The following is a 22,743-nucleotide window of genomic DNA, read 5'->3' on the forward strand; positions in this document are numbered from 1 at the left end:
GCAAAAGTGCAACCTCATATTGCGAAAACGCAGCGCGGAACACTCCCCGCGCTGCATCCAGGTAATCAGAAAAACGCCTGCAAACCGGTCTGGGCGCGGCCCAGGATCAGCGCATGCACGTCATGGGTGCCCTCATAGGTGTTCACGGTCTCCAGGTTCACCATATGGCGGATCACATTGAACTCCAGGCTGATGCCATTGCCGCCGTGCATGTCACGCGCCATCCGCGCAATCTCCAGTGCCTTGCCGCAGTTGTTGCGCTTGATGATCGATATCATCTCCGGCGCGGCGCTCGCTTCATCCATCAGCCGGCCGACACGCAAGGACGCCTGCAGGCCCAGGGTGATTTCGGTCTGCATGTTGGCCAGTTTCAGCTGGAACAGCTGGGTGTTGGCCAGAGGACGCCCAAACTGGGTGCGGTCCAGACCGTATTGACGCGCCGCGTGCCAGCAGGCCTCGGCAGCGCCCATGGCGCCCCAGCTGATACCATAGCGCGCACGGTTGAGACAGCCGAACGGCCCTTTCAGGCCTTCAACGTGGGGCAGCAGCGCGTCCTCGCGGACTTCGACACCGTCCATGACGATCTCACCGGTGATCGACGCGCGCAGGGAGGCTTTGTTTTCGATCTTCGGCGCGCTCAGGCCCTTCAGACCCTTGTCCAGCACAAAGCCGCGGATCTTGCCGCCATGGGACTCGGACTTAGCCCAAACTACAAATACATCGGCAATAGGCGCATTGGAGATCCACATCTTGGACCCCTTAAGCCTGTATCCACCTTCAATTTTCTCGGCGCGGGTCTTCATGCTGGCAGGATCGGAACCGGCATCCGGCTCGGTCAGACCGAAACAGCCGATCCACTCGCCGGAGGCCAGTTTAGGCAGGTATTTCTGGCGCTGCTCCTCACTGCCATATGCGTAGATGGGATACATAACCAGCGAGCTTTGCACCGACATCATCGAGCGGTAACCGCTGTCCACGCGCTCCACCTCACGGGCAACCAGGCCATAGGACACATAGCCGCCGCCAAGTCCGCCGTATTCCTCTGGAATGGTCGTGCCAAGCAGGCCCATTTCGCCCATCTCGCGGAAGATCTCGGGATCTGTTTCCTCATTTTCATAAGCACTTAGCACGCGCGGCTGAAGTTTTTCCTGAGCATAGGCACGGGCCGAGGCGGAGATCATCCGCTCGTCTTCGGTCAGCTGATCCTCCAGACGCAGGGCATCTTCCCAATTGAAACGGCCCAGGTCCGGGGCATCCTTGGCGCGCAGGGCGGGTTTATCTGTCATCTTGTCACCTCAGTGGTTCGCGATTTGGCCAAACCCTAACGGGCGGTGAACAGAAAAAACAGCGAGACTTTGGCAACAAAGCATGACAAACACTCATACATGACAGTCCCACGCAAATTCCTGCCCTCAATCTCCTCCCTGCGCGCCCTTGAAGCGCTGGACCGGCTTGGCAGCGCCTCTGCCGCCGCCGATGAGCTGGCCCTGACGCAGGGTGCGGTCAGCCGCCAGCTGCAAACGCTGGAGCGGCAGTTGGGGATGGAGCTGGTGCAGCGCGACCAAAAGCGTCTGGCGCTGACAACAGAGGCCCAGGATTACGCTGCGGAGATCCGGCAGGCCTTGAACCAGATCGTGCAATCCACCTTGCGTTTGCAGGCCGCCTCGCTAGCAGGGACGCTCAACCTGGCGATCCTGCCAGCCTTCGGCATGCGCTGGCTGATGCCGCGGCTGCCGGAGTTTGCCCGGCTTCACCCGGATGTGACCATCAACATGGCCACCCGCTTGGAACCATTCAATTTTGCTACGGAACCCTTTGATGCTGCGATACATTTCGGAAACGCCGAGTGGCCCGGAACGCAATCCCTGCTGCTGAAGCATGAACAGCTGCTGCCGGTCTGCGCACCGCAATTGACGGACGGACGCAGGGTTGAGGAGCCGAAGGACATCTTGAAGTTGCCCCTGCTGCACATCCAGACCCGGACAACCGCCTGGAAGGACTGGTTCGAGCAGCAAGGCATTGAAGCTGATGCGGGATTAAGTGGTACAATCTATGATCAATTCGCAACCATCACCCAGGCCGCGCTGCACGGGCTTGGGGTCGCGCTGATGCCGGATTACCTGGTGGAGCAGGACCTGGCGACCGGCCGGCTGGTGGCGCTGCATCCGGAGGCGGTTGAAACTGCCGGCGCCTATTACCTGGTCTGGCCGGAGCGAAAATCAGACGCGCCGGCGCTGATGAAGTTCCGCGGCTGGCTGGCAGGAAAAGCGCAGCCGGAGGACCCGCTGCCGCGGTGAAGATCAGGGGGTGACATGCGTGCACCCCCTGTACACCCCTTGTGCACCCCCCGGTGCCGTTTCCGCCAGGCTTCAGCCCAGGGCGTAGCCGGCGCCGCGCACGGTGCGGACGGGATCGTCGCCGCCGTGCTGGGTCAGCGCCTTTCGCAACCGGCCGATGTGAACGTCGACGGTGCGGGTGTCGACATAGATGTCGCGGCCCCAGACCCGGTCCAGGAGCTGTTCCCGGCTCCAGACCCGGCCCGGTTTCTCGATGAAGGTGGAGAGCAGGCGGAATTCGGTCGGACCCAGCTTCAGCTGGTTTCCGGCACGGCTGACCTTGTGGGTTTCTGCGTCCAGAACGATGTCGTCGTATTCCAGGCGCACACCAACGGTGGAGGGCCGGACCCGGCGCAACTGGCTGCGCACCCGTGCCATCAGCTCAACCACCGAATAGGGTTTCACCACGTAATCATCGGCGCCAGTTTCCAGGCCGCGCACCTTGTCCACTTCCTCGGACCGGGCGGACAGCATGATCACCGGGATGTTGCGGGTCTCGGCGCGGGTCTTGAGGCGGCGGCAAACCTCGATGCCGCTGAGATTGGGCATCATCCAGTCAAGGATGATGATATCGGGCATGTCCTCCTCGACCACCAGCAGCGCTTCTTCGCCATCCTTGGCCTTGAGCACACGGAAGCCGTCAGCTTCGAGATTATAGGCCAGCACTTCGCGCTGCGCCATTTCGTCTTCTACAACCAGAACGGTGGGCTGGTCGGCAGCCATCGGTCAGATCTCCTGCGGTGTGGTCGAGGTGGTATCGGCTTTCTTGCGGTCTTCTTCCGGCTTCTCGCCGGTGACCAGATAGATCACCTGCTCGGCGATCGCGGTCACGTGGTCGCCCATGCGTTCGGTGTTTTTTGCAATAAAATGCAGGTGCATACAGGCCGAAATGTTGCGCGGATCCTCCATCATGTGGGTCAGGAATTCGCGGAACAGGGCGTTGTACATCTGGTCGACGTCGCGGTCGCGTGCGATCACGTCGCGGGCCAGTTCCACATCGCGCTGGATGTAGGAGTCCAGCGCATCTTTCAGCATCCGCTCCACCTCGCGCGCCATGCGGCGCAGGGCGGATGTGCCTTCGCTGATGTTCGGCCCCTGGGCCAGGACGCCGGTACGCTTGGCCATGTTTTTTGCATAGTCGCCAATGCGTTCCAGATTGCCGGCAATCTTCATTACCGACAGCACCAGCCGCAGGTCGGAGGCCGCAGGCGCGCGCAAAGCGATCAGCCGCGCGGTCTCTTCGTTGATCAGCTCTTCCAGCCCGTCAATGGCCTTGTCGCCCTGGCGCACGGTCAGCGCCAGTTCTTCGTCGCGGGTTTCCAGTGCCTGCGCGGCTTCACGGATGGCGTCCTCGACCAGGCCGCCCATTTTCATGATCCGGGCCTGAATTGCCTCCAGATCGCGGTCGAATGCAGATGCAATGTGCTGTGCAGTCATTTGTTTTTCCTAGAAATCAGCCGATCCGGCCGGTGATATAGCTTTCGGTGCGCGGATCTTCGGGGTTGGTAAAGATCTGGCCGGTGGGGCCGAATTCCACCAGGTTTCCGAGGTGGAAGAAGGCGGTTTTCTGGCTGACCCGCGCGGCCTGCTGCATCGAGTGGGTGACGATCACCACGGAATACTGACTGCGCAGTTCGTCGATCAGTTCCTCGACCTGCGCGGTGGCGATCGGGTCAAGCGCCGAACAAGGTTCGTCCATCAACAGCACCTCGGGCTCTGTCGCAACGGCACGGGCGATGCACAGGCGCTGCTGCTGGCCGCCGGACAGGCCAGTGCCGGGGGCGTCGAGACGGTCCTTCACTTCATCCCAGATGGCGCCGCGGCGCAGGGATTTTTCCACGATTTCATCCAGTTCCGCCTTGTTCTTGGCCAGGCCATGAATGCGCGGGCCATAGGCCACGTTGTCGTAGATCGACTTGGGGAACGGGTTCGGCTTCTGGAACACCATACCCACCTTGGCGCGCAGCTGCACCGGGTCGACGCGCTTGTCGTAGATATCCTCGCCATCCAGCAGGATGTCGCCCTTCACGCGGCAGATGTCGATGGTGTCGTTCATCCGGTTCAGGCAACGCAGGAAAGTCGACTTGCCGCATCCCGAAGGACCGATGAAAGCAGTGACGGTGTTATCCTCGATCTCGACGTTCACGTCTTTGATCGCGTGGCTGTCGCCGTAGTAGACGTTCACGTCCTTGGCGGCGATTTTGATGTTCTGGGTTTCCACGGTCTTATCCATCAAGGTCATGTCGTTCATTGCACTATGCCCCTTTTACCAGCGGCGTTCAAAGCGGCGGCGCAGGATCACAGCAAGCGTGTTCATGGTCACCAGGAAGAGAAGAAGGATGATGATGCCGCCCCAGGCGCGTTCATAGAATGCGGGGTCGGCGCGTTTCGCCCATTCGTAGATCTGGGCGGGCATGGCGGAGTTCGGCGCCAGCAGGCCGTCCGCCAGGGTTTCCGGCGCGTTGGAGGCGATGAAGCCGACCATGCCGATAAGCAGCAGCGGTGCGGTTTCCCCCAGCGCCTGCGCCAGCCCGATGATGGTGCCAGTCAGGATGCCGGGTGCAGCCAGCGGCAGCACATGGTGGAACACCGCCTGCATCTTGGAGGCGCCGACACCCAGCGCTGCGTCGCGGATCGACGGCGGCACCGATTTCAACGAGGCGCGCGTGGAGATGATGATGGTCGGGAGCGTCATCAGCGTCAGCACCAGACCGCCCACCAGCGGCGCCGATGTCGGAAGGTGCATGTAGTTGATGAAGACAGCCAGGCCCAGGATGCCAAACACGATCGACGGCACGGCTGCAAGGTTTGAGATGTTCACCTCGATCATGTCGGTGAGCCAGTTCTGCGGTGCAAACTCCTCAAGGTAGATCGAGGCGGCGACGCCGATCGGCAGCGCCAGCGCCAGCACGACCAGCATCATGAACAGCGAGCCCAGCATGGAGACGCCAATGCCGGCTGCCTCCGGGCGGGCGTCGGAGGCATCCGCGCCAAAGATGAAATCGAGGTTGAAGGTCTTTTCCAATACTCCGGCAGCGGCCAAAGCATCAACGAGATCAAGCTGTTCAGCTGAGATGTTCTTGTCGTTGACGATGCTGTCGCGGCTCACCCGGCCCTTCAGGTAGCCGTCCACGCGGCTGGAGGCGAGGAAGCGGAACTCCACCGTCTGGCCGATCTGGTCCGGGTTGGCGATCACATAGTCACGCAGCTGGGCGGCGACGTCCTTGGACAGGATACCGGCAAGCTCTTTGGATTTGAGGCTGGTCTCAATGCCCAGTTCCTCGATCACGGCCTCCATCGCGCCCTTGATGATCGGGGCGTAACCGAAGGTGGTGACCTTCTTGATGTCGGCCAGATCGCGGTTGCCCTTCTTGTCGAGCTTGGCTTCCAGCAGTTCCACATTCAGCGTGACAAAGGTCTGCTGGAAGGCACCGGTGCCCTTGCCGACGATGGTGGTCACCAGCACCAGCAGCATGATCAGGCCCGCGGTGATGGCGGCGATGCCATAGGCCTTGAACCGGGTTTCTGCCGCGTTGCGCTTCTTGGTGTGCGGGGATTTCTCCAGCAGCGAGCCGCCGTGTTTGCGGGGCGCAGCGCCTGCGGGGTTTTGGCTGAGGTCAGTCATTATTCGTACTGCTCCCGGTATTTGCGCACGATGTAGAGCGCCAGGACGTTCAGGCCGAGGGTCAGGACAAACAGGGTCAGGCCCAGGGCAAAGGCAACCAGCGTTTCCGGGCTGGCAAAGTCGGTGTCGCCGGTCAGCTGGCTGACGATACGGGTGGTGATAGTGGTCATCGATTCCAGCGGGTTGGCAGAGAACTTGGCAATCGCCCCTGCCCCCATCACCACGATCATGGTCTCGCCAATGGCGCGCGAGGCGGCCAGCAGCACCGCGCCGACGATGCCCGGAAGTGCGGCGGGCATCACCACTTGGCGCACGGTCTCGGACTTAGTTGCGCCGAGGCCCAGCGAGCCGTCGCGCATCGCTTGCGGCACCGCGTTGATGATGTCATCGGACAGCGAGGAGACGAAGGGGATCAGCATGATACCCATCACGAGGCCTGCGGTCAGGACCGAGGTGGCACCAGTCATCCATTCGACACCCAGAAGGCCGCCCTTGCCGAAGAGGTCTGCCAGCGCGGGGCCGACGGTCAGCAGCGCAAACAGGCCGTAGACGATGGTGGGAATGCCCGCGAGGATTTCCAGCAGCGGCTTGGCAAAGGCACGCACGGCACCGCTGGCGTATTCGGACAAATAGATGGCGGCAAACAGGCCCACCGGAACCGCCACCAGCAGCGCAATGAAGGAGATATAGAGCGTGCCCCACAGCAGCGGCAGGATCGACAGCTCACTGCCGCCCCGGAAGTTGGGTGCCCAGGTGGAGCCGAAGAAGAAATCGGTCCAGGAATGCAGGCCAAAGAAGTTTTTGGTTTCAAACAGCATCGACAGGACGATGCCCACGGTGGTGAGGATCGCCAGCGAGGCCGCCAGGATCAGCAGCGCCAGCACCGCGCGTTCCACCACGTTTCGGGCGCGGAAGTCCTTGTGGGTACGCGCGTAAGCAAAGGCGAACCCGCCAAGCGCCAGCAGCGCCACAACAACGGTCATGGCAATGCGGCCAGTGTGGGACAGATTGCGGTAGGCCTGGGCGGCGTTCAGCACTTCCGGGCGCACCTTGGAACCCAGTGCCACGCCAACTTCGCCCATCAGGGCGCGCAGGTCCTGCTCGCCAGCAACGGCATTGCGGGCCTCGCGGGCGGTCAGCAGCCCCTGCTCCACCGCCAGATCCAGCCCTTCGGCAACCCGGCGCACGTCGCTCATCACCAGGCCGATGGAAGAGCTTTCCGGGATCGCCTCTGCCGGGATCATGCCGGAGACGCGGTTTTCAATAAACATCGGCTGGGCCAGCAGCCAGATTGCAAGGGCGCCGATGGCCGGAACAAAGGCCGCAAGCGCCACGTGGTAGCCGTAATAAGATGGCAGCGAATGAAGGTCTTTGACATTGCCCGCAGCGGTGGCAATCGCGCGGCGGCGGCCGCCGTAGAACCCTGCGGCGGAAAGCGCGATCAGGAGGGCAACAAGCCAGAAAGTGGGCATGAAAAGCTCCGGTTTTGGCGGTGGCGTATCAGCTGCGGCAGCCCTGCCGCGGAAAGAATGCGCCGGGGCGGATGGCTCCGCCCCGGCAAGGATCAGATCACAGGCGGGGCCGCTTAGGAGTTGCCGCCCATCACGGTCTCATTGGCAACCGCTTCCTGGGTTTCGGTCAGTTCCGGATCGGCAACCAGGCCGTACTCGGCCAGCGGGCCGTCTTCGCCGGCAACCTCGTCCGCCACGAAGAACTCAGCATATTCCTTGAGGCCCGGGATCACACCGATGTGGGCTTTCTTCACGTAGAAGAACAGCGGGCGGGAGACCGGATATTCGCCGGTTGCGATGCTCTCGGTCGAGGGCACAACGCCGGACATGGTGGCAACCTGCAGCTTGTCGGTGTTGTTCTCGTAAAACGCCAGGCCGAAGACGCCGATGCCGTCTTTGTTGCTTTCGATGCGGGCCAGGGTTTCGGTGTAGTCGCCGTCGATGTCGACCGATTTGCCATCGGTGCGCAGGGCAATACAGGCCTTCTCAGCGGCCTTGTGCTTGGCTTTGTCGGTGTCGCCTTCGGCGTGGGCCAGCAGGTGCTCAAACGCGCCGGTGGCTTCGCAGCCGGCCAGGATCACCTTGTCTTCGAAGACTTCGCGGGTACCGTGCTTGGTGCCGGGCACGAAGGCCTGGATGTCCACGGCGGGGAAGTTCGGGTTCACGTCGGCCCAGGTGGTGTTCGGGTTGTCGGCCAGTTCGCCGTCAACCAGAACCTTGTCGGACAGGGCCAGGAACCAGTCGGTGGGGGTGAATTCGAAGGAGTTGGCGTTGATGTCCGACGCGAACACGATGCCGTCATAGCCGATGCGGACTTCGATGATGTCGGTCACGCCGTTTTCGGCACAGGCAGCGACTTCCTTGTCCTTGATGCGGCGCGAAGCGTTGGCGACGTCGATGGTGTTTTCACCCACGCCTTCGCAGAAACGCTTGAGGCCGGCAGAGGAGCCGCCGGATTCAACAACCGGGGTCGGGAAATCGAAGTTCTCGCCAAAGGCTTCTGCCACGATGGAGGCGTAGGGCAGAACGGTGGACGAACCGGCAACCTGCACCTGGTCGCGCGCAGCGGCTGCGGTGGCGGAAACGGCGGAAATCGCCAGGGCGGAAGCGGTCAGTTTCACAAAGGACATTTGTGTCTCCAAGAGTTTCAAAGGTCGATCACACCGTGATGATCTTGCCGCCTCTCCTAGAAGCTGCTGATGAGGCTTTTGTGACAGCTGTGTAACGCCCGTATGACAAAGCGGGGTTTGGCAGAAAAAATTCTGATACAAACGCCAAAGCCGCCGCCGTGGAGGAGCGTCAGCAGCGTGTGTCCGGCTGACAGGCGGAAGTCGACTAGTCCGGCAAAATCACTGTAAAAACAGAGCCTTCGCCCAGATCGCTTTCGACGCGCAGCCGCCCGCGGTGGCGGTTGATGATGTGTTTGACGATTGCGAGGCCAAGGCCGGTGCCGCCCATCTCGCGGGAGCGGTGGCTGTCGGCGCGGTAGAAGCGCTCGGTCAGGCGCGGCAGGTGGATGGGGGCGATTCCGGGACCGTTATCGATCACCTGAATCCGCGCGGCAGGCGCCCGCACCGACGGATCGCGGTCTGTATGGGTCAGGACGACGCGGACCTGGTCGCCGCCGTATTTCACCGCATTCTCTACCAGATTGAGGAACACCTGGCGCAGCTGATCAGGATCGCCGGTGACGCTGACCGTGTCCTCCGGTGCCTCCAGTGTCATCGCACTGCTGCGAGCCTCTGCCACCGGTGCGAGCGTTTTGAGGGTTGAGGACAGGAGGCCAGTCAGGTCGACCTTTTCCTTGGGGCGGACCCGCTCCTCGCTTTCCACTCGGTTCAGCGACAAGAGATCCCCGACAAGGCGGTTCATCCGGCTGGCCTCGCCTTCCATGATCGTAAGGAACCGGTCGCGGGCGGCGGCGTCATCCCTGGCCGGCCCGCGCAGGGTTTCAATGAAGCCAATGAGGGCGGTGAGCGGCGTGCGCAGCTCGTGGCTGACGTTACCTACGAAATCACGCCGCATCTGACTGGCCTGTTCGCGTTCGGTGATGTCGTCGAAACAGGCCAGTACCGCGCCGCCGCCCACAGCACCGACACCCGGCACGTAGCGCAGAGTGACTGTGTAAGTGGTGTCCTGCGCGCCATCGTTGGACAGGTGCCTTGCGGTACGTGATTGCTTGTCGTGCAGACAGGCCTCGATCGCGGTGGCAACGCTGGGCTGGCGCAGGATGGTTGCGAAGTGGCGCCCCTGGATGCCTTGCCCCAGCAACGCTTCAGCACCGCTGTTGATGGCGATGAAGCGCTCGGTCTGGTCCACCATCACAGCAGGCAGCGGAATTGCCGCCAGAAATCCTTCTATCAGATCCGTCGTCATCTGTTCCCCGCTGTTGCCCAGTCCGGCCTGCCTACTGCCGCAGTGTAAACCTGTTATGGCAGCAACCGTTCAAGCAGCGCAAAACCGCCCGGTTTACGCCGGTTACAGCGGTTTCAGCTCAGCCCTGAAGCGGCGCATGTTGTCCTGATAGAGAAGCGCGCTTTGCGTCAGCTTTTCAGCCAGCGCCGCGTCCACCTCCCGGACCACCTTGCCGGGGCTGCCCATCACCAGGGAGTTGTCGGGGATTTCTTTGTTCTCGGTGATCAGCGCCCCTGCCCCGATCAGGCAGTTCTTGCCGATCTTCGCCCCGTTCAGGATGGTTGCGCCCATGCCGACCAGAGAGTTCTCGCCGATGGTGCAGCCGTGCAGCATCGCCTTGTGGCCGATGGTGCAGTTTTTGCCGATGGTCAGCGGGTAGCCCGCATCAATATGCATGACCACGTTTTCCTGCACGTTGGTGCCTTCGCAGATGCGGATTTCCTCGTGGTCGGCACGGATGGTGACGCCGAACCAGACAGAGGACCCTGCCTCCATCACCACCTTGCCTATCAGGTTGGCATCGGGGGCGACCCAGGTGTCCTCATCGATTTGCGGCTGGTCAGCGCCAAGAGCAAAAAGGGTCATGACTGTTCCTCGAACTGGGTTTGCAAGGCGCGGACGTGGTCCTGCAGCTTGGGCTGCTGGATGCGGCGCATGCGCTCGGCCTCGACGATGGTTTTCAGCTTGGATTCGGTCTCGTCCAGATCGTCGTTGACCAGCACATAGTCATAATAGCCCCAGTGGCTGATCTCATCCCAGCTTTTCATCATCCGCTTTGAGATCACCTCGTCGCTGTCCTGCGCCCGGGTTTCCAGGCGGCGGCGCAATTCGGTGATCGAAGGCGGCAGGATGAAGATCGACAGCGCGTGCTTGCCCAGATCGGAATTGCGGATCTGGATCTCGCCCTGCCAGTCAACGTCGAACAGCACGTCCTGGCCGGCCTCGATGGTGTCCTTTACCGGGCCAGCGGGCGAGCCGTAGAAGTTGCCGAAGACGTGGGCGTGCTCCAGCATGCCGCCCTCGGCGACCTTCTGTTTGAACTCATCCTCGGACATGAAATAGTATTCACGGCCGTGCTCCTCCCCCGGGCGCGGGGCGCGGGTGGTGGCGGAGACTGAGAAGGCAAGGCCCGGGTCCCAGGCCATCAGGCGGCGGGCCAGTGTGGATTTGCCTGCGCCCGAAGGCGATGAGAGGATGATCAAAAGGCCGCGGCGGTCCGCCATCTGGGCACTCCTTTTCTTATTCTATGTTCTGCACCTGCTCGCGCATCTGGTCGATGACGGTTTTCATCTCAAGCCCTACCGCCGTCAAGCCGCTGTGCTGAGCTTTTGAGCAGAGCGTGTTGGCCTCGCGGTTGAACTCCTGCATTAGGAAATCGAGCTTGCGCCCCACAGCCCCGCCCTTGACCAGCAGATCACGGGCCGCCGCGACATGGGCGCCAAGCCGGTCCAGTTCCTCGGTAACGTCGGCCTTGACCGCAATCAGCGCCAGTTCCTGAGCCACCCGGTCGGGATCGGCGCCATCTGCGTTGTCCATCACCCGCGCCAGATTGGCCGTCAGCGTTCCAGCCATCTTGGCCTTGCGCTCTTCGGCGCGCTCCGCGGCTTGTGCGGTCAGGGCCGCAACCTGCTCCAATTGTGTGTTAAGAATTACGGCAAGCGCGGCACCCTCGGCCTCGCGCATCTGCACGAATTCCGCCACAAGAGTGTCCAGTTCCTTTCCAAGCGCAGCCACCAGAGGCGCCGGATCGTCGTCGCCCGCGGACTGTTCCAGCACGCCTTTGAAGGACAGAAGCTCAGCCGCTGAGGCAGGCCGGACCTCCACCCGGTTCTGCTTGGCAAGCGATTGCGCCTCTCCCAACGCCTTTACCACAGACTTCAGAACCGCGGCGTTCACCTGCACCTGCCCGGCGCTGTCCTCAGTCCGGGTGATCCGGAGTGTCAGCGAGACATTGCCCCGCGCCAGCGCCTTGGACAGGGCGGAACGGGTCAGGTTTTCAAGGCCTTCCAGCCAGTCCGGCACCCGCAGGCGGATATCCAGCCCCTTGGCATTGACTGACCTGAGCTCCCAGCTCCAGCTGTGCTGATCGGAGCTGCCCTGTGCCGAGGCAAAGGCGGTCATACTTCGGATGGTCATTGAAAGCCCCCTGAACGCTGGTGATTAATCTGCTCTACTGTCTCGAAACTACAGGGTGCAAGCGCAATTGCAAAAACGGGCGCATGCGAAGGCGTTAACCATTGCTTTAAGATTTAGTCCAAATTTGAATTAGATTGTGTCATCTTAACTTCAGGGTAACCATACCGGCCCTAAGTCTTTAGGCAGCAAGGAGCTGCGCAGGACCACAGGATGTCCGGAGTTGCAGGGGAAAACGAGATGATTTTTGGCAGCCGCAGTGGGGATGGCTTGTCTGACGGACAGGCAAACGTAGTATCCATGAACCGTTTCCGCAAAGGCGGTGCACTGTCACCGCTGCGCCAGGCGGAGGCTTATTGGACGGCGCTGCGCCGCGGTGACGATGTGCCCAGCCGCTCGCAGATCGACCCGCGCGGCTTGGAGAATATCCTGAGCAACACCTTCATTCTGGAACGGATTGCGCCGGGCATCGCCCGTTTCCGTCTGGCAGGTTCCCAGGTCAATGAGATGGCGGGCATGGAAGTGCGCGGCATGCCGGTGACGGCGTTTTTCACCGCGGATGCGCGTAAGCAGTTGAGCAATGCAATGGAGCACATGTTCGACACACCTGCAGTCGTTGAGCTGGAATTGCAGATCCTGGCGCCGCGTCTCAGCACCCCTCGCGAAGCCCGCATGCTGCTCCTGCCGCTGCGCAGCGACCTGGGCGATATCAGCCGGGTGCTGGGGGTTCTGGTGGCTGATGAGATAACGTCAGTCACATCCCAGCGGTTCTCAATCAGCTCGATTGAGATGCGCGCCGTTGGCAAAGCCGATACCTCCGCCGAGTTCAAAGCCAAGCCGCGTGCAGAGGCCAAGGATGCCCCCGCGGACGTGAACCAGCCCAATCCGGGCTTTGCCGAGACCCAGGCCCGCTTCAAGCCGGAACGCTCGCTGCTGGATGAAGCCAAGGCAATGCTGGAGCGCAGCCGGGCCGGCAAGACAGAGGAGCCGGCCGATCCTGCCCCAGCCAAGCGCAAAGGCGCACCGCATTTGCGCCTGGTGGTCAGCCGCGACTGATCCAGGCCCGGCTCTGAGAGAATTCAAGGTTCAAGTACAAGGTCATAGCTGCTTGAATTGACTGTGCCCCGGAGGAGAACCTCCGGGGCGCTTTTTTGTTAGCCTTGGGCTGTTGCAGGTGCCGTCAGCCGGCCTGGCGGGCGCTTTGCGCTGCGCGCAGGGCAGACAGCTCTTCCGCCACCAGGAAGGCCAGTTCCAGCGACTGGCTGGCGTTGAGGCGCGGATCGCAAGCGGTGTGGTAGCGGTCGGACAGGTCCTCTTCGGTCACAGCGCGCACGCCGCCGGTGCACTCTGTCACGTCCTGGCCGGTCATCTCAAAATGCACGCCGCCGGGGATGGTGCCTTCGGCCTTGTGAACACCGAAGAAATCACGCACTTCGCGCAGAACGCTGTCGAAGGGACGGGTCTTGTAGCCGGTGGAGGACTTGATGGTGTTGCCGTGCATCGGGTCGCAGACCCAGGTGACATTGGCGCCTTCTTCCTTAACAGCCTTCACCAGGCGCGGCAGATGCTCGCCCGCCTTGCCGGCGCCGAAGCGGGCGATGAGAGTCAGCTTGCCTTCTTCGTTCTCGGGGTTCAGGCGGGACATCAGCACCTTCAGGTCCTCAGCCGTGGTGGTCGGGCCGCATTTCAGGCCGATCGGGTTCAGCACGCCGCTGCAGAATTCAACATGGGCGCCGTCCGGCTGCCGGGTGCGGTCGCCGATCCAAATCATGTGGCCGGAACCCGCCAGCCACTTGCCGGAGGTGGAATCGAGACGGGTCAGCGCCTCCTCGTATTCCAGCAGCAGGCCCTCGTGGCTGGTGTAGAAATCGACGGTGGAGAATTCATGAGTGGTGTCGGCAGTGATGCCGGCCGCTGCCATGAAATCGATGGTGTCCTGAATGCGGGTTGCGATCTCGCTGTACTTCTGGACTTCCTGCTCATCAGTGAATCCGAGGGTCCAGGAATGCACCCGGCTCATGTCGGCAAAGCCGCCGGTGGAAAACGCACGCAGCAGGTTCAGGGTCGCAGCCGCCTGGGTATAGGCCTGCAGCATTTTCTGCGGGTTCGGGATGCGGGCCGCGGCGGTGAAGTCCAGTTCATTGATGATGTCGCCGCGGTAGCTGGGCAGCTCCACGCCATCGATCGTTTCGGTCGGCGCGCTGCGGGGCTTGGCGAACTGGCCCGCCATACGTCCCACCTTCACCACCGGCACCTTGGCGCCATAGGTCAGCACCATGGCCATCTGCAGCATTACCTTGAAGGTGTCGCGGATCGCATCTGCGCTGAACTGGTCAAAGCTTTCGGCGCAATCACCGCCCTGCAGCAGGAACGCCTCGCCGCGCCCGGCCGCACCAAGGTGCTGTTTCAGACGGCGCGCTTCACCGGCAAACACCAGCGGCGGATACTTGGAGAGCTGAGCCTCGACAGCGTTCAGCGCTGCGGCATCGGTGTAGTCCGGCATCTGCACCCGCGGCTTGTTGCGCCAGTCCGATTTTTGCCATTCGCTCATGACTTTATCTCCGCATCAGAGGTCTTTAGAATATGTTGGGTGCTCTATACAAAATCCGCCCGGGAGAGGCCAGTTTAGAATTGCGGAGACTTGACCCCGGGTCCAAGCTGTGAGCACGGTTTTCCGACTTGCCGCGGAGCGTGCTCCCGCGGCCCGACTTGTTTCTTGAAGGACGCCCGCCATGCAGACGCCACGCAAGCCTGCTGTTTCAGGAGTAGCCACCGGCCAGCCGAAGAGGTTTGTCTTTGTGCTTCTCGACAAATTCACCCTGCTTTGCTTTTCGGCTGCGATGGAGTCGCTGAGGATCGCAAATCGGATGGCTGGCAAGGAGTTGTACAGCTGGTCCGTGGTCGGTGAAGGCGGGGAGACGGTAACGTGTTCCGCGGGAACTGTCTTTCAGCTCGATTCGGATCTGGACGAGCTGCAGCGTGACGACACTATCATGCTGTGCGGCGGTATCGATGTTCAGGATGCCTCCACCAAAAAAATCCTGTCCTGGCTGCGCCGTGAGGCGCGCAAGGGGCTGATGGTCGGCGGGTTGTGCACAGCATCCTACACGCTGGCCAAGGCAGGGCTTCTGGACGGCAAGCGCGCGACCATCCATTGGGAAAACGCCGACAGCTTCAACGAGGAATTTGACGAGGTGGAACTGGCAAAGTCGGTCTTTGTGATCGACGGGAACCGGTTGTCGACGGCTGGCGGCACCTCTTCCATCGATCTGATGCTCAAGCTGATTGCCAATGACCATGGCGAGGATCTGGCAAATTCGGTTGCAGACCAGCTGATCTACTCCTCGATCCGCACCGACCAGGACACCCAGCGGCTTTCGATCCCGACCCGCATCGGTGTGCGGCATCCCAAACTGTCGATGGTCATCCAGATGATGGAAGCAAACATCGAAGAGCCGATCAGCCCGTCGATCCTGGCCCAGGACGTGGGCATGTCCACCCGTCAGCTGGAACGCCTGTTCCGCCGCTATTTGAATCGCTCGCCAAAGCGTTATTACATGGAGCTGCGGCTGCAGAAGGCGCGCAACCTGCTGATGCAGACGGATATGAGCGTGATCAACGTGGCGCTGGCCTGCGGCTTTGCCTCGCCGTCGCATTTCTCCAAGTGCTACCGGGCCCATTACGACACCACCCCCTACCGCGAACGCGGCAGCAAGGCAGCAGCGTATAAGGCCTGAGCCCCAGCCCGGGCGGGCGGTTATCTGGAAATCCTGAAGACCGCCCCTTCGCTCTCTGATGCAAACCAGATGCTGCCATCGGGCGCTTCCTGCACATCGCGGATGCGCCCGGTTGCTGTGCCGCGCAGTTGCTCGGCCTCCTTCAGCGGCACCCCGGAAAGCCGGGAGATGTAATCGAACTTGAGCGAACCGACGAAGATATGGCCGCGCCACTCCGGCCACATCCGGCCGGAATAGATCATCATGCCAGAGGGTGCGATAGACGGATCCCAGTACCAAGCGGGCTGCTCCATGCCCTGTTTAGACGTGCCCTCGCCGATCTTTGCGCCAGAGTAATGTCGGCCGTAGGAGATCACCGGCCAGCCGTAGTTGGCGCCTTTGCGGACCTGGTTCACCTCATCGCCGCCCTTGGCACCATGTTCCGCCACCCAAAGACTGCCCTGCAAATCAAGCGCCATCCCCTGCGGATTGCGGTGGCCGTAGGACCAGATTTCCGGCTGCTCGTCCTTGCGGCGGGTGAAGGGGTTGCTGCCGGGGACCGAGCCGTCGCGGTTGATCCGCACCACAGATCCCTGATGCAGCCGCAGGTTCTGGGCGCTGGGCCGGTCACCGCGCTCCCCGAGTGAAATGAACAGAGTACCATCCCGCGCTTCAACCACGCGGGAGCCGAAGTGGCGCCCGCCGGTGGCACCTGGTGCGGCTTCGAACAGGATCCGGAGGTCAACCAGAGCGCTGTTATCCGCACTGAGACGGCCCGCGGCCAGAGCGGTTCCCGCGCCGCGGCCCTGACGTTTCGCAAAGGTCAGGAAAACCTCCCGGCTGGTTTGAAAATCCCGCGGCACCATCACATCCAGCAGGCCGCCCTGCCCCTCTGCGGCCACGGCGGGCGTGCCGCTGATGCGATTCTTTTTTCCGCCTTGAACATGGAAAAGCGTGCCGTCCCGCTCCGTCACCAGAAAACCGCCATCCGGCAGAAAAGCCAAAGCCCAAGGCACATCGAAGCCGCCCGCCATCCTCGTCACGCTCACGCTGCCAAGGCTGCTGTCCATCGTATCTGCCTGAACAGTCATGGAAAACGGCACCAGAAGAAATGCAGCCGACAAAATGAGTAACCGCTGCAACATTTTTGCTTCCCCTTTTGTTACTTCAAGCTTAAATTAAATGCAGCTCCGCAGAACACAAACGTATAATAGCGGAGAAAAACGGGACGGACTCTTTGCTATCTCACGCCTCAACGGGACTTTTCTTTTCCAGACGGCTTGCCTAGGGTCCGATGTGAACATTTTTGTTCCAACAATGGGAGTTCTCAAATGAAGAAACTGCTGATGGCCACCGCGGCCGCTGCGCTGACTGCTGGCACCGCATATGCCGGCGGCCATGCCAAGGAAGTGAAACTGGGCGTGCTGTTCGGCTTCACCGGCCCGATTGAATCGCTGGCCCCGGCAATGGGCGACGGCGCTGAGCTGGCCATGGAAGAAGTCACCAAATCCGGCAAGCTCTTGGATAGCGCCACCGTGACCTCTGTGCGTGCCGACACCGGCTGCATCGACAACGGTCTGGCCGTAGCAAACGGCGAGAAACTGGTTGCAGAAGGTGTGAACGGCATCATCGGCGGCGACTGCTCCGGCGTGACCGGCGCGATCCTGCAGAACGTGGCGATCCCGAACGGCATGGTGATGATCTCGCCGTCGGCGACCTCGCCCGGCCTGTCGACCATGGAAGACAACGGGTTGTTCTTCCGCACCTCGCCGTCGGACGCACGCGAAGGCCAGGTGATGGCTGACATCCTGAAGGACCGCGGCATCAACTCGATCGCCCTGACCTACACCAACAACGACTACGGCAAGGGCCTGGCGGACGCGATCCAGTCTTCGTTCGAGGCAGCCGGCGGCGAAGTCACCATCGTGACCGCGCATGAAGACGGCAAAGGCGACTATTCCGCAGAGGTCGGCGCGCTGGCCTCCGCTGGCGGCGACATCCTGGTGGTTGCAGGCTACCTGGATCAGGGCGGCCTGGGCATCATCCAGGGGTCGCTGGATTCCGGTGCCTTTGACACCTTTGGCCTGCCCGGCGGCATGATCGGCGACAGCCTGCCCGCAAACGTTGGCGCGGACCTCGACGGCTCCTTCGGCCAGATCGCAGGTTCCGACAGCAAAGGCGCAGAAATCTTTGCCGAAATGGCAAAAGAGCGCGGCTTTGACGGCACCTCGGCCTACGCGTCTGAATCCTATGATGCAGCAGCGCTGTTCCTGCTAGCAATGCAGGCCGCAAACTCCACCAACCCGGCGGACTATGTTGGCAAGATCCTGGACGTGGCAAACGCACCGGGCGAGCCGATCAACCCGGGTGAGCTTGGCAAGGCGCTGGAAATCCTCGCCGCTGGCGGCGACATCGATTATCAGGGCGCAACCGGCGTTGAGCTGATCGGCCCGGGTGAGAGCGCAGGCTCCTACCGCGAGATCGAAGTGAAGGACGGCAAGAACGAAACCCTTCGCTTCCGCTGATAAGCATCTGAAAAGCAACCAAGATAGGCCAGCCCGGGTTTTCCCGGGCTGTTCTAAATTAAAAACGCCGCGAAAACGCGGCAGGGGATGAAATGACATGATCGTCGTCGAGGACTTGCACAAGCACTTCGGCGGGTTCCACGCGGTTGACGGCGCCTCGCTGGAAATCGCCAAGGGGTCCATAACCGGTTTGATCGGCCCGAACGGGGCTGGAAAGACCACACTTTTCAACGTTATCGCAGGCGTGCTGGAGCCGACCTCAGGCCGGGTCACCATGGATGGTGAGGATATCACCGGCCTGCCGCCGCATGAGCTGTTCCACAAGGGGCTGCTGCGCACTTTCCAGATTGCGCATGAGTTTTCCTCGATGACCTGCCGGGAAAACCTGATGATGGTGCCGGGCGCGCAATCCGGGGAAACCCTGTGGAACACCTGGTTCGGCCGCAAGCGGATTGCTGACGAAGAGCGCGCGCTGCGGGCCAAGGCCGACGAGGTGCTGGAGTTCCTGACCATCAGCCACATCGCGGACCTGAAGGCGGGCCAAGTGTCCGGCGGCCAGAAGAAGCTGCTGGAGCTGGGCCGCACCATGATGGTGGACGCCAAGATCGTCTTCCTCGACGAGGTTGGCGCCGGTGTGAACCGAACCCTGCTTTACACCATTGCCGATGCAATCAAGCGCCTCAATGAGGAGCGCGGATACACCTTTGTCGTCATCGAGCATGACATGGAGTTCATCGGCCGCCTGTGCGATCCGGTAATCTGCATGGCCGAAGGCAAGAAACTGGCCGAGGGCACCCTGGACGAGATCAAGGCAAACGAGCATGTGATCGAGGCCTATCTGGGTACCGGCCTGAAAAACAAAGACAAACTGGAGGCGGGCGCATGAGCGACAACCCCTACCAGGACGATCATGGCAACAAGGATGCCTCGATCACCAATACGAAAGGCATCGGCACGATGCAGCCCGCCCATATGAAAAGCGGCCCCACCCACAAGGTCGACGGCGGCCCGTTCCTGATCGGCGACACCATGACCGGCGGCTACGGCAAGGGTCCGGACATCCTGCATGACTGCACCATCGCCGTCGACAAGGGCGAGATCGCGGTCATCGTCGGCCCCAACGGCGCCGGCAAGTCGACCGCGATGAAGGCCGTGTTCGGGATGCTGAACGTGCGCTCCGGCGCCGTGCGCCTGGATGGCGAGGACATCACCCAGCTCACCCCGCAGGACCGGGTGGTCAAGGGCATGGGCTTTGTGCCGCAGACCAGCAACATCTTCACCTCGATGACGGTGGAGGAGAACCTGGAGATGGGCGCCTTCATCCGTACCGATGATTTCCGGGACACGATGGAGCAGGTCTATGATCTGTTCCCGATCCTGCGCGACAAGCGCAACCAGCCGGCCGGTGAGCTGTCCGGCGGCCAGCGCCAGCAGGTGGCGGTGGGCCGCGCGCTGATGACCAAGCCCAAGGTGCTGATGCTGGACGAACCGACTGCAGGCGTTTCTCCCATCGTGATGGATGAGCTGTTCGACCGCATCATCGAGGTTGCCCGCACCGGGCTGCCGATCCTGATGGTGGAGCAGAACGCTAAGCAAGCGCTTGAGATCGCAGACAAAGGCTATGTTCTGGTGCAGGGGCGCAATGCCTATACCGGCACCGGCAAGGAGCTGCTGGCCGATCCCGAAGTGCGCAAGTCGTTCCTGGGGGGGTAAAGAATGCACATTGTTATCCGCCCCGTGCTTAAGTTGGCCGCAGCAGTCAATGCGGCTGCCCTGCTTGCCCTTCCCCTACCGAGCTTCGCTTCGGCAGCCAGCCAATGGACATGCATATCGTCACATGGCTGCGTGGCGACAACCCCATGCACTGAAAAACAAATTGGCCATTCGATTATCCAAAACGGTGAGAACGTAGTCTTTACTTCAGCAGAAAGCCGTTTCGACCTGAAGGCACTTGAGCCGTCAGATGGCGCTATTTTACGTGCCTATGGTCAGCCAATCGCTGCCCAAGGAGTGAGCTCTCTGACTTTGTTTGACGACCTGACATTTGCCTACTCAATCCATGTCTCAGTCGAAATGAATCCAGATACAGGTCAGCACATGGGGCTTGTTGCTTCCGTGCTTGGCACCTGTGAAACGGTGGTGTCGTAATGGATCTTCTCAACGCCCTTGTGGCGCTAACCAACTTTGTACTTGTCCCCGGGCTGGCCTATGGCAGCCAGCTGGCGCTCGGCGCGCTGGGGGTGACGCTGATCTACGGGATCCTGCGGTTCTCGAACTTTGCCCATGGCGACACCATGGCGTTCGGGGCGATGGTCACGATCCTGATCACCTGGGCCTTTCAGTCGATGGGCCTTAGCGCAGGCGTGCTGCCGACGGCGCTTCTGGCCCTGCCCTTTGGCATCCTGGGCGCCATCGCGCTGGTGCTGCTGACGGACCGCACCGTCTACCGGTTCTACCGCGAGCAGAAGGCAAAGCCGGTGATCTTTGTCATGGTCTCGCTGGGTGTGATGTTCATGATGAACGGCATCGTGCGCTTCATCATCGGCCCCGGCGACCAGCGGTTTGCCGATGGCGAGCGGTTCATCATCAAGGCCCGCACCTTCAAGCAGATGACCGGGTTGAACGAAGGCCTGGCAATCAAGACCACGCAAGGCATCACCGTGATCACTGCGATCATCGTTGTGGCGGTGCTGTTCTGGTTCCTGAACAAGACCCGCACCGGCAAGTCCATGCGGGCCTATTCGGATAACGAAGATCTGGCGCTGCTGTCGGGCATCAACCCGGAGCGCGTGGTGATGTACACTTGGATGATCGTCGCGGCGCTGGCGACCATTGCGGGTGTGCTTTACGGTCTCGACAAGTCGTTCAAACCCTTCACCTATTTCCAGCTGCTGCTGCCGATCTTTGCCTCCGCCATCGTGGGCGGTCTCGGCAACCCGATCGGGGCCATTGCCGGCGGGTTCATCATCGCCTTCTCCGAGGTGACGATCACTTATGCTTGGAAGAAGGTTCTGACCTACGGCCTGCCGGACAGCCTGGCACCTGACGGGCTGGTTCAGCTCCTCAGCACCGACTACAAGTTCGCGGTCTCCTTCGCGATCCTGATTGTTGTCCTCCTGTTCAAGCCCACCGGCCTTTTCAAAGGGAAAGCGGTATGACCGAGACCATGAAACATACCCTTCTTTTCGTCTTTGTCGGCGTGATGATCCTGGCTGAGGGCGCGACAGACTTCCTGTTCTTCTCCGGCTCTTGGAACTCGGCGCTGGTGATCCTGAACATGGGGCTGATCTCCGCCATCATGGCGATCGGGGTGAACATCCAGTGGGGCTTTGCCGGGCTGTTCAACGTCGGCATCATGGGCTTCACCGCGCTTGGCGGGCTGGCCGTGGTACTGGTATCGACCCCAGTGATCCCGGCGGCATGGTCGTCCGGCGGTGTCAGCATCGTGATGGCACTGGTCATGGGCGCGCTGACGGTTGTGTCGGCGGTGATGATCACCAAATTCATGCCAGCCGGCAAACTGCGTATGCTGGTGCTGTCGGCGGTCATGATCGTGGGCTTCATCGTCTACCGTGCAATCTTCGATCCGGCCGTTGGCTCGGTTGAAGCAATCAACCCCGCCCTTCACGGCAATATCGGCGGCTTGGGCCTGCCGGTGCTGCTGGCCTGGCCCGCAGGCGGCTTGCTCGCGGCAGGCGCAGCCTGGCTGATTGGCAAGACCGCCCTCGGTCTGCGCTCGGACTATCTGGCGATTGCCACCCTCGGGATTGCCGAAATCATCATTGCGGTGCTGAAGAACGAGGACTGGCTGTCGCGGGGCGTTAAGAACGTCGTCGGCCTGCCCCGCCCGCTGCCGTATGAGGTGGATCTGCAAAGCGATCCGTCCTTTGTGGAGCGCGCGGCCAGCTGGGGCATGGACCCGGTCACCGCCTCGACCGTTTATGTGAAAGCGGGCTATGCGCTGATGTTCACCATGGTGCTGCTGGCGCTTCTGTGGATGGCGCAAATGGCGCTGAAAAGCCCCTGGGGCCGGATGATGCGCGCGATCCGCGATAACGAGACCGCGGCCGAGGCGATGGGCAAGGATGTGACCCGCCGCCACCTGCAGATCTTCGTGCTGGGGTCCGCCATCTGCGGCATTGCCGGTGCGATGATGACCACGCTGGACAGCCAGATGACGCCGGGCACCTACAACCCGCTGCGGTTCACCTTCCTCATTTGGGTGATGGTGATTGTCGGCGGTTCCGGCAACAACTTCGGCGCAGTGCTGGGCGGCATGCTGATCTGGTTCTTCTGGATCAAAGTCGAGCCGATGGGCATCCTGCTGATGGAGCTGGTAACCGCAGGCATGGCCGAGGGTAGCGCGCTGAAGGCGCACCTCCTGGAAAGTGCCTCGCATATGCGGCTGTTCACCATGGGGCTGATATTGCTTCTGGTGCTGAGGTTCAGTCCGCGCGGCCTGATCCCTGAAAAGTAAAATAG

The 22,743-nt window shown here is 61.6% G+C and carries 22 protein-coding genes; 9 read left to right on the plus strand and 13 right to left on the minus strand.

What is annotated here, in order from left to right; genetic code table 11:
- Positions 1-65 precede the first annotated feature (65 nt).
- Positions 66-1,286, minus strand: a complete 1,221-nt coding sequence (locus RA26_RS09520) for an acyl-CoA dehydrogenase (protein WP_039183082.1) — start codon at positions 1,284-1,286, stop codon at positions 66-68.
- 99 nt (positions 1,287-1,385) lie between these two features.
- Between RA26_RS09520 and RA26_RS09525 the strand changes: the two genes are divergently transcribed.
- Positions 1,386-2,297, plus strand: a complete 912-nt coding sequence (locus RA26_RS09525) for a LysR family transcriptional regulator (RefSeq protein ID WP_039183085.1) — start codon at positions 1,386-1,388, stop codon at positions 2,295-2,297.
- Positions 2,298-2,369: 72 nt separating this feature from the next.
- On the opposite strand, the gene phoB is transcribed toward RA26_RS09525, so the two are convergent.
- From phoB to RA26_RS09575, 10 genes are all read right to left on the minus strand, one after another.
- Positions 2,370-3,059: a phosphate regulon transcriptional regulator PhoB gene (phoB, locus tag RA26_RS09530; protein WP_039183088.1), complete on the minus strand. Its 690-nt coding sequence runs from the start codon at positions 3,057-3,059 to the stop codon at positions 2,370-2,372.
- Positions 3,060-3,062: 3 nt separating this feature from the next.
- Positions 3,063-3,773 carry a phosphate signaling complex protein PhoU gene (gene phoU / locus RA26_RS09535; RefSeq protein WP_039183092.1) on the minus strand — a complete coding sequence of 237 codons (711 nt, stop codon included), beginning with the start codon at positions 3,771-3,773 and terminating at the stop codon, positions 3,063-3,065.
- 16 nt (positions 3,774-3,789) lie between these two features.
- Positions 3,790-4,587, minus strand: a complete 798-nt coding sequence (pstB, locus tag RA26_RS09540; RefSeq protein ID WP_039183093.1) for a phosphate ABC transporter ATP-binding protein PstB — start codon at positions 4,585-4,587, stop codon at positions 3,790-3,792.
- 15 nt (positions 4,588-4,602) lie between these two features.
- Positions 4,603-5,961 carry a phosphate ABC transporter permease PstA gene (gene pstA, locus RA26_RS09545; RefSeq protein WP_039183096.1) on the minus strand — a complete coding sequence of 453 codons (1,359 nt, stop codon included), beginning with the start codon at positions 5,959-5,961 and terminating at the stop codon, positions 4,603-4,605.
- Positions 5,961-7,433, minus strand: a complete 1,473-nt coding sequence (gene pstC, locus RA26_RS09550; RefSeq protein WP_039183099.1) for a phosphate ABC transporter permease subunit PstC — start codon at positions 7,431-7,433, stop codon at positions 5,961-5,963. The genes pstA and pstC overlap by 1 nt, the downstream gene beginning before the upstream one ends.
- Before the next feature lie 113 nt (positions 7,434-7,546).
- Entirely contained in the window at positions 7,547-8,602 is a 1,056-nt protein-coding gene (locus RA26_RS09555) for a substrate-binding domain-containing protein (RefSeq protein ID WP_039183101.1), read from the minus strand.
- Positions 8,603-8,807: 205 nt separating this feature from the next.
- A complete protein-coding gene (locus RA26_RS09560; RefSeq protein WP_039183104.1) occupies positions 8,808-9,848 on the minus strand; it encodes a sensor histidine kinase in 1,041 nt (346 codons plus the stop codon).
- A gap of 102 nt (positions 9,849-9,950) precedes the next feature.
- Positions 9,951-10,472: a gamma carbonic anhydrase family protein gene (locus RA26_RS09565; RefSeq protein WP_039183107.1), complete on the minus strand. Its 522-nt coding sequence runs from the start codon at positions 10,470-10,472 to the stop codon at positions 9,951-9,953.
- A complete protein-coding gene (gene gmk / locus RA26_RS09570) occupies positions 10,469-11,110 on the minus strand; it encodes a guanylate kinase (RefSeq protein ID WP_039183110.1) in 642 nt (213 codons plus the stop codon). Before gmk ends, RA26_RS09565 begins: the two co-directional genes overlap by 4 nt.
- A gap of 16 nt (positions 11,111-11,126) precedes the next feature.
- Complete coding sequence (locus RA26_RS09575; RefSeq protein ID WP_039183111.1) at positions 11,127-12,023, minus strand: YicC/YloC family endoribonuclease; 897 nt, start codon at positions 12,021-12,023, stop codon at positions 11,127-11,129.
- A 237-nt stretch (positions 12,024-12,260) separates the two neighbouring features.
- Here RA26_RS09575 and RA26_RS09580 point away from each other — a divergent pair, with 237 nt between their 5' ends.
- Positions 12,261-13,076, plus strand: coding sequence for a PAS domain-containing protein (locus RA26_RS09580; protein ID WP_039183115.1), 816 nt, complete (start codon positions 12,261-12,263; stop codon positions 13,074-13,076).
- A gap of 124 nt (positions 13,077-13,200) precedes the next feature.
- Here RA26_RS09580 and RA26_RS09585 read toward each other — a convergent pair whose 3' ends face one another.
- Positions 13,201-14,571 carry a class II 3-deoxy-7-phosphoheptulonate synthase gene (locus tag RA26_RS09585; protein ID WP_039183117.1) on the minus strand — a complete coding sequence of 457 codons (1,371 nt, stop codon included), beginning with the start codon at positions 14,569-14,571 and terminating at the stop codon, positions 13,201-13,203.
- A gap of 181 nt (positions 14,572-14,752) precedes the next feature.
- Between RA26_RS09585 and RA26_RS09590 the strand changes: the two genes are divergently transcribed.
- Positions 14,753-15,757, plus strand: coding sequence for a GlxA family transcriptional regulator (locus tag RA26_RS09590; RefSeq protein WP_039183120.1), 1,005 nt, complete (start codon positions 14,753-14,755; stop codon positions 15,755-15,757).
- A gap of 20 nt (positions 15,758-15,777) precedes the next feature.
- Here RA26_RS09590 and RA26_RS09595 read toward each other — a convergent pair whose 3' ends face one another.
- A complete protein-coding gene (locus RA26_RS09595; RefSeq protein ID WP_241482621.1) occupies positions 15,778-16,827 on the minus strand; it encodes a PQQ-dependent sugar dehydrogenase in 1,050 nt (349 codons plus the stop codon).
- 240 nt (positions 16,828-17,067) lie between these two features.
- Between RA26_RS09595 and RA26_RS09600 the strand changes: the two genes are divergently transcribed.
- The 6 genes from RA26_RS09600 to RA26_RS09620 all read left to right on the plus strand — a co-directional run bounded on the left by RA26_RS09600 (position 17,068) and on the right by RA26_RS09620 (position 22,738).
- Positions 17,068-18,261, plus strand: a complete 1,194-nt coding sequence (locus RA26_RS09600; RefSeq protein WP_039183126.1) for an ABC transporter substrate-binding protein — start codon at positions 17,068-17,070, stop codon at positions 18,259-18,261.
- Positions 18,262-18,358: 97 nt separating this feature from the next.
- Positions 18,359-19,147 (plus strand): ABC transporter ATP-binding protein, encoded by a 789-nt coding sequence (locus RA26_RS09605; RefSeq protein ID WP_019296305.1) that lies wholly within the window; start codon positions 18,359-18,361, stop codon positions 19,145-19,147.
- On the plus strand, positions 19,144-19,974 hold the full coding sequence (locus tag RA26_RS09610) for an ABC transporter ATP-binding protein (RefSeq protein ID WP_082015792.1): 831 nt from the start codon (positions 19,144-19,146) through the stop codon (positions 19,972-19,974). Before RA26_RS09605 ends, RA26_RS09610 begins: the two co-directional genes overlap by 4 nt.
- 3 nt (positions 19,975-19,977) lie before the next feature.
- Positions 19,978-20,409 (plus strand): hypothetical protein, encoded by a 432-nt coding sequence (locus RA26_RS22620; protein WP_152612582.1) that lies wholly within the window; start codon positions 19,978-19,980, stop codon positions 20,407-20,409.
- On the plus strand, positions 20,409-21,419 hold the full coding sequence (locus RA26_RS09615; protein ID WP_039183129.1) for a branched-chain amino acid ABC transporter permease: 1,011 nt from the start codon (positions 20,409-20,411) through the stop codon (positions 21,417-21,419). Before RA26_RS22620 ends, RA26_RS09615 begins: the two co-directional genes overlap by 1 nt.
- Entirely contained in the window at positions 21,416-22,738 is a 1,323-nt protein-coding gene (locus tag RA26_RS09620; protein ID WP_039183132.1) for a branched-chain amino acid ABC transporter permease, read from the plus strand. Before RA26_RS09615 ends, RA26_RS09620 begins: the two co-directional genes overlap by 4 nt.
- Positions 22,739-22,743: the final 5 nt, after the last annotated feature.

Origin of the sequence: Leisingera sp. ANG-M7, from assembly GCF_000813965.1 — a bacterium.
In the GTDB taxonomy this organism is placed as follows: domain Bacteria; phylum Pseudomonadota; class Alphaproteobacteria; order Rhodobacterales; family Rhodobacteraceae; genus Leisingera.

Coding starts and splice junctions, on each gene's coding strand:
- RA26_RS09605 (WP_019296305.1), top strand. CDS start 18,359: ATGATCGTCGTCGAGGACTTGCACAAGCACTTCGGCGGGTTCCACGCG.
- RA26_RS09585 (WP_039183117.1), bottom strand. CDS start 14,571: ATGAGCGAATGGCAAAAATCGGACTGGCGCAACAAGCCGCGGGTGCAG.
- pstA (WP_039183096.1), bottom strand. CDS start 5,961: ATGACTGACCTCAGCCAAAACCCCGCAGGCGCTGCGCCCCGCAAACAC.
- pstC (WP_039183099.1), bottom strand. CDS start 7,433: ATGCCCACTTTCTGGCTTGTTGCCCTCCTGATCGCGCTTTCCGCCGCA.
- RA26_RS09615 (WP_039183129.1), top strand. CDS start 20,409: ATGGATCTTCTCAACGCCCTTGTGGCGCTAACCAACTTTGTACTTGTC.
- RA26_RS09595 (WP_241482621.1), bottom strand. CDS start 16,827: ATGACTGTTCAGGCAGATACGATGGACAGCAGCCTTGGCAGCGTGAGC.
- RA26_RS09560 (WP_039183104.1), bottom strand. CDS start 9,848: ATGACGACGGATCTGATAGAAGGATTTCTGGCGGCAATTCCGCTGCCT.
- RA26_RS09600 (WP_039183126.1), top strand. CDS start 17,068: ATGAAGAAACTGCTGATGGCCACCGCGGCCGCTGCGCTGACTGCTGGC.
- RA26_RS09520 (WP_039183082.1), bottom strand. CDS start 1,286: ATGACAGATAAACCCGCCCTGCGCGCCAAGGATGCCCCGGACCTGGGC.
- RA26_RS09565 (WP_039183107.1), bottom strand. CDS start 10,472: ATGACCCTTTTTGCTCTTGGCGCTGACCAGCCGCAAATCGATGAGGAC.
- RA26_RS09525 (WP_039183085.1), top strand. CDS start 1,386: ATGACAGTCCCACGCAAATTCCTGCCCTCAATCTCCTCCCTGCGCGCC.
- RA26_RS09590 (WP_039183120.1), top strand. CDS start 14,753: ATGCAGACGCCACGCAAGCCTGCTGTTTCAGGAGTAGCCACCGGCCAG.
- RA26_RS09555 (WP_039183101.1), bottom strand. CDS start 8,602: ATGTCCTTTGTGAAACTGACCGCTTCCGCCCTGGCGATTTCCGCCGTT.
- gmk (WP_039183110.1), bottom strand. CDS start 11,110: ATGGCGGACCGCCGCGGCCTTTTGATCATCCTCTCATCGCCTTCGGGC.
- phoB (WP_039183088.1), bottom strand. CDS start 3,059: ATGGCTGCCGACCAGCCCACCGTTCTGGTTGTAGAAGACGAAATGGCG.
- RA26_RS22620 (WP_152612582.1), top strand. CDS start 19,978: ATGCACATTGTTATCCGCCCCGTGCTTAAGTTGGCCGCAGCAGTCAAT.
- RA26_RS09580 (WP_039183115.1), top strand. CDS start 12,261: ATGATTTTTGGCAGCCGCAGTGGGGATGGCTTGTCTGACGGACAGGCA.
- RA26_RS09620 (WP_039183132.1), top strand. CDS start 21,416: ATGACCGAGACCATGAAACATACCCTTCTTTTCGTCTTTGTCGGCGTG.
- pstB (WP_039183093.1), bottom strand. CDS start 4,587: ATGAACGACATGACCTTGATGGATAAGACCGTGGAAACCCAGAACATC.
- phoU (WP_039183092.1), bottom strand. CDS start 3,773: ATGACTGCACAGCACATTGCATCTGCATTCGACCGCGATCTGGAGGCA.
- RA26_RS09575 (WP_039183111.1), bottom strand. CDS start 12,023: ATGACCATCCGAAGTATGACCGCCTTTGCCTCGGCACAGGGCAGCTCC.
- RA26_RS09610 (WP_082015792.1), top strand. CDS start 19,144: ATGAGCGACAACCCCTACCAGGACGATCATGGCAACAAGGATGCCTCG.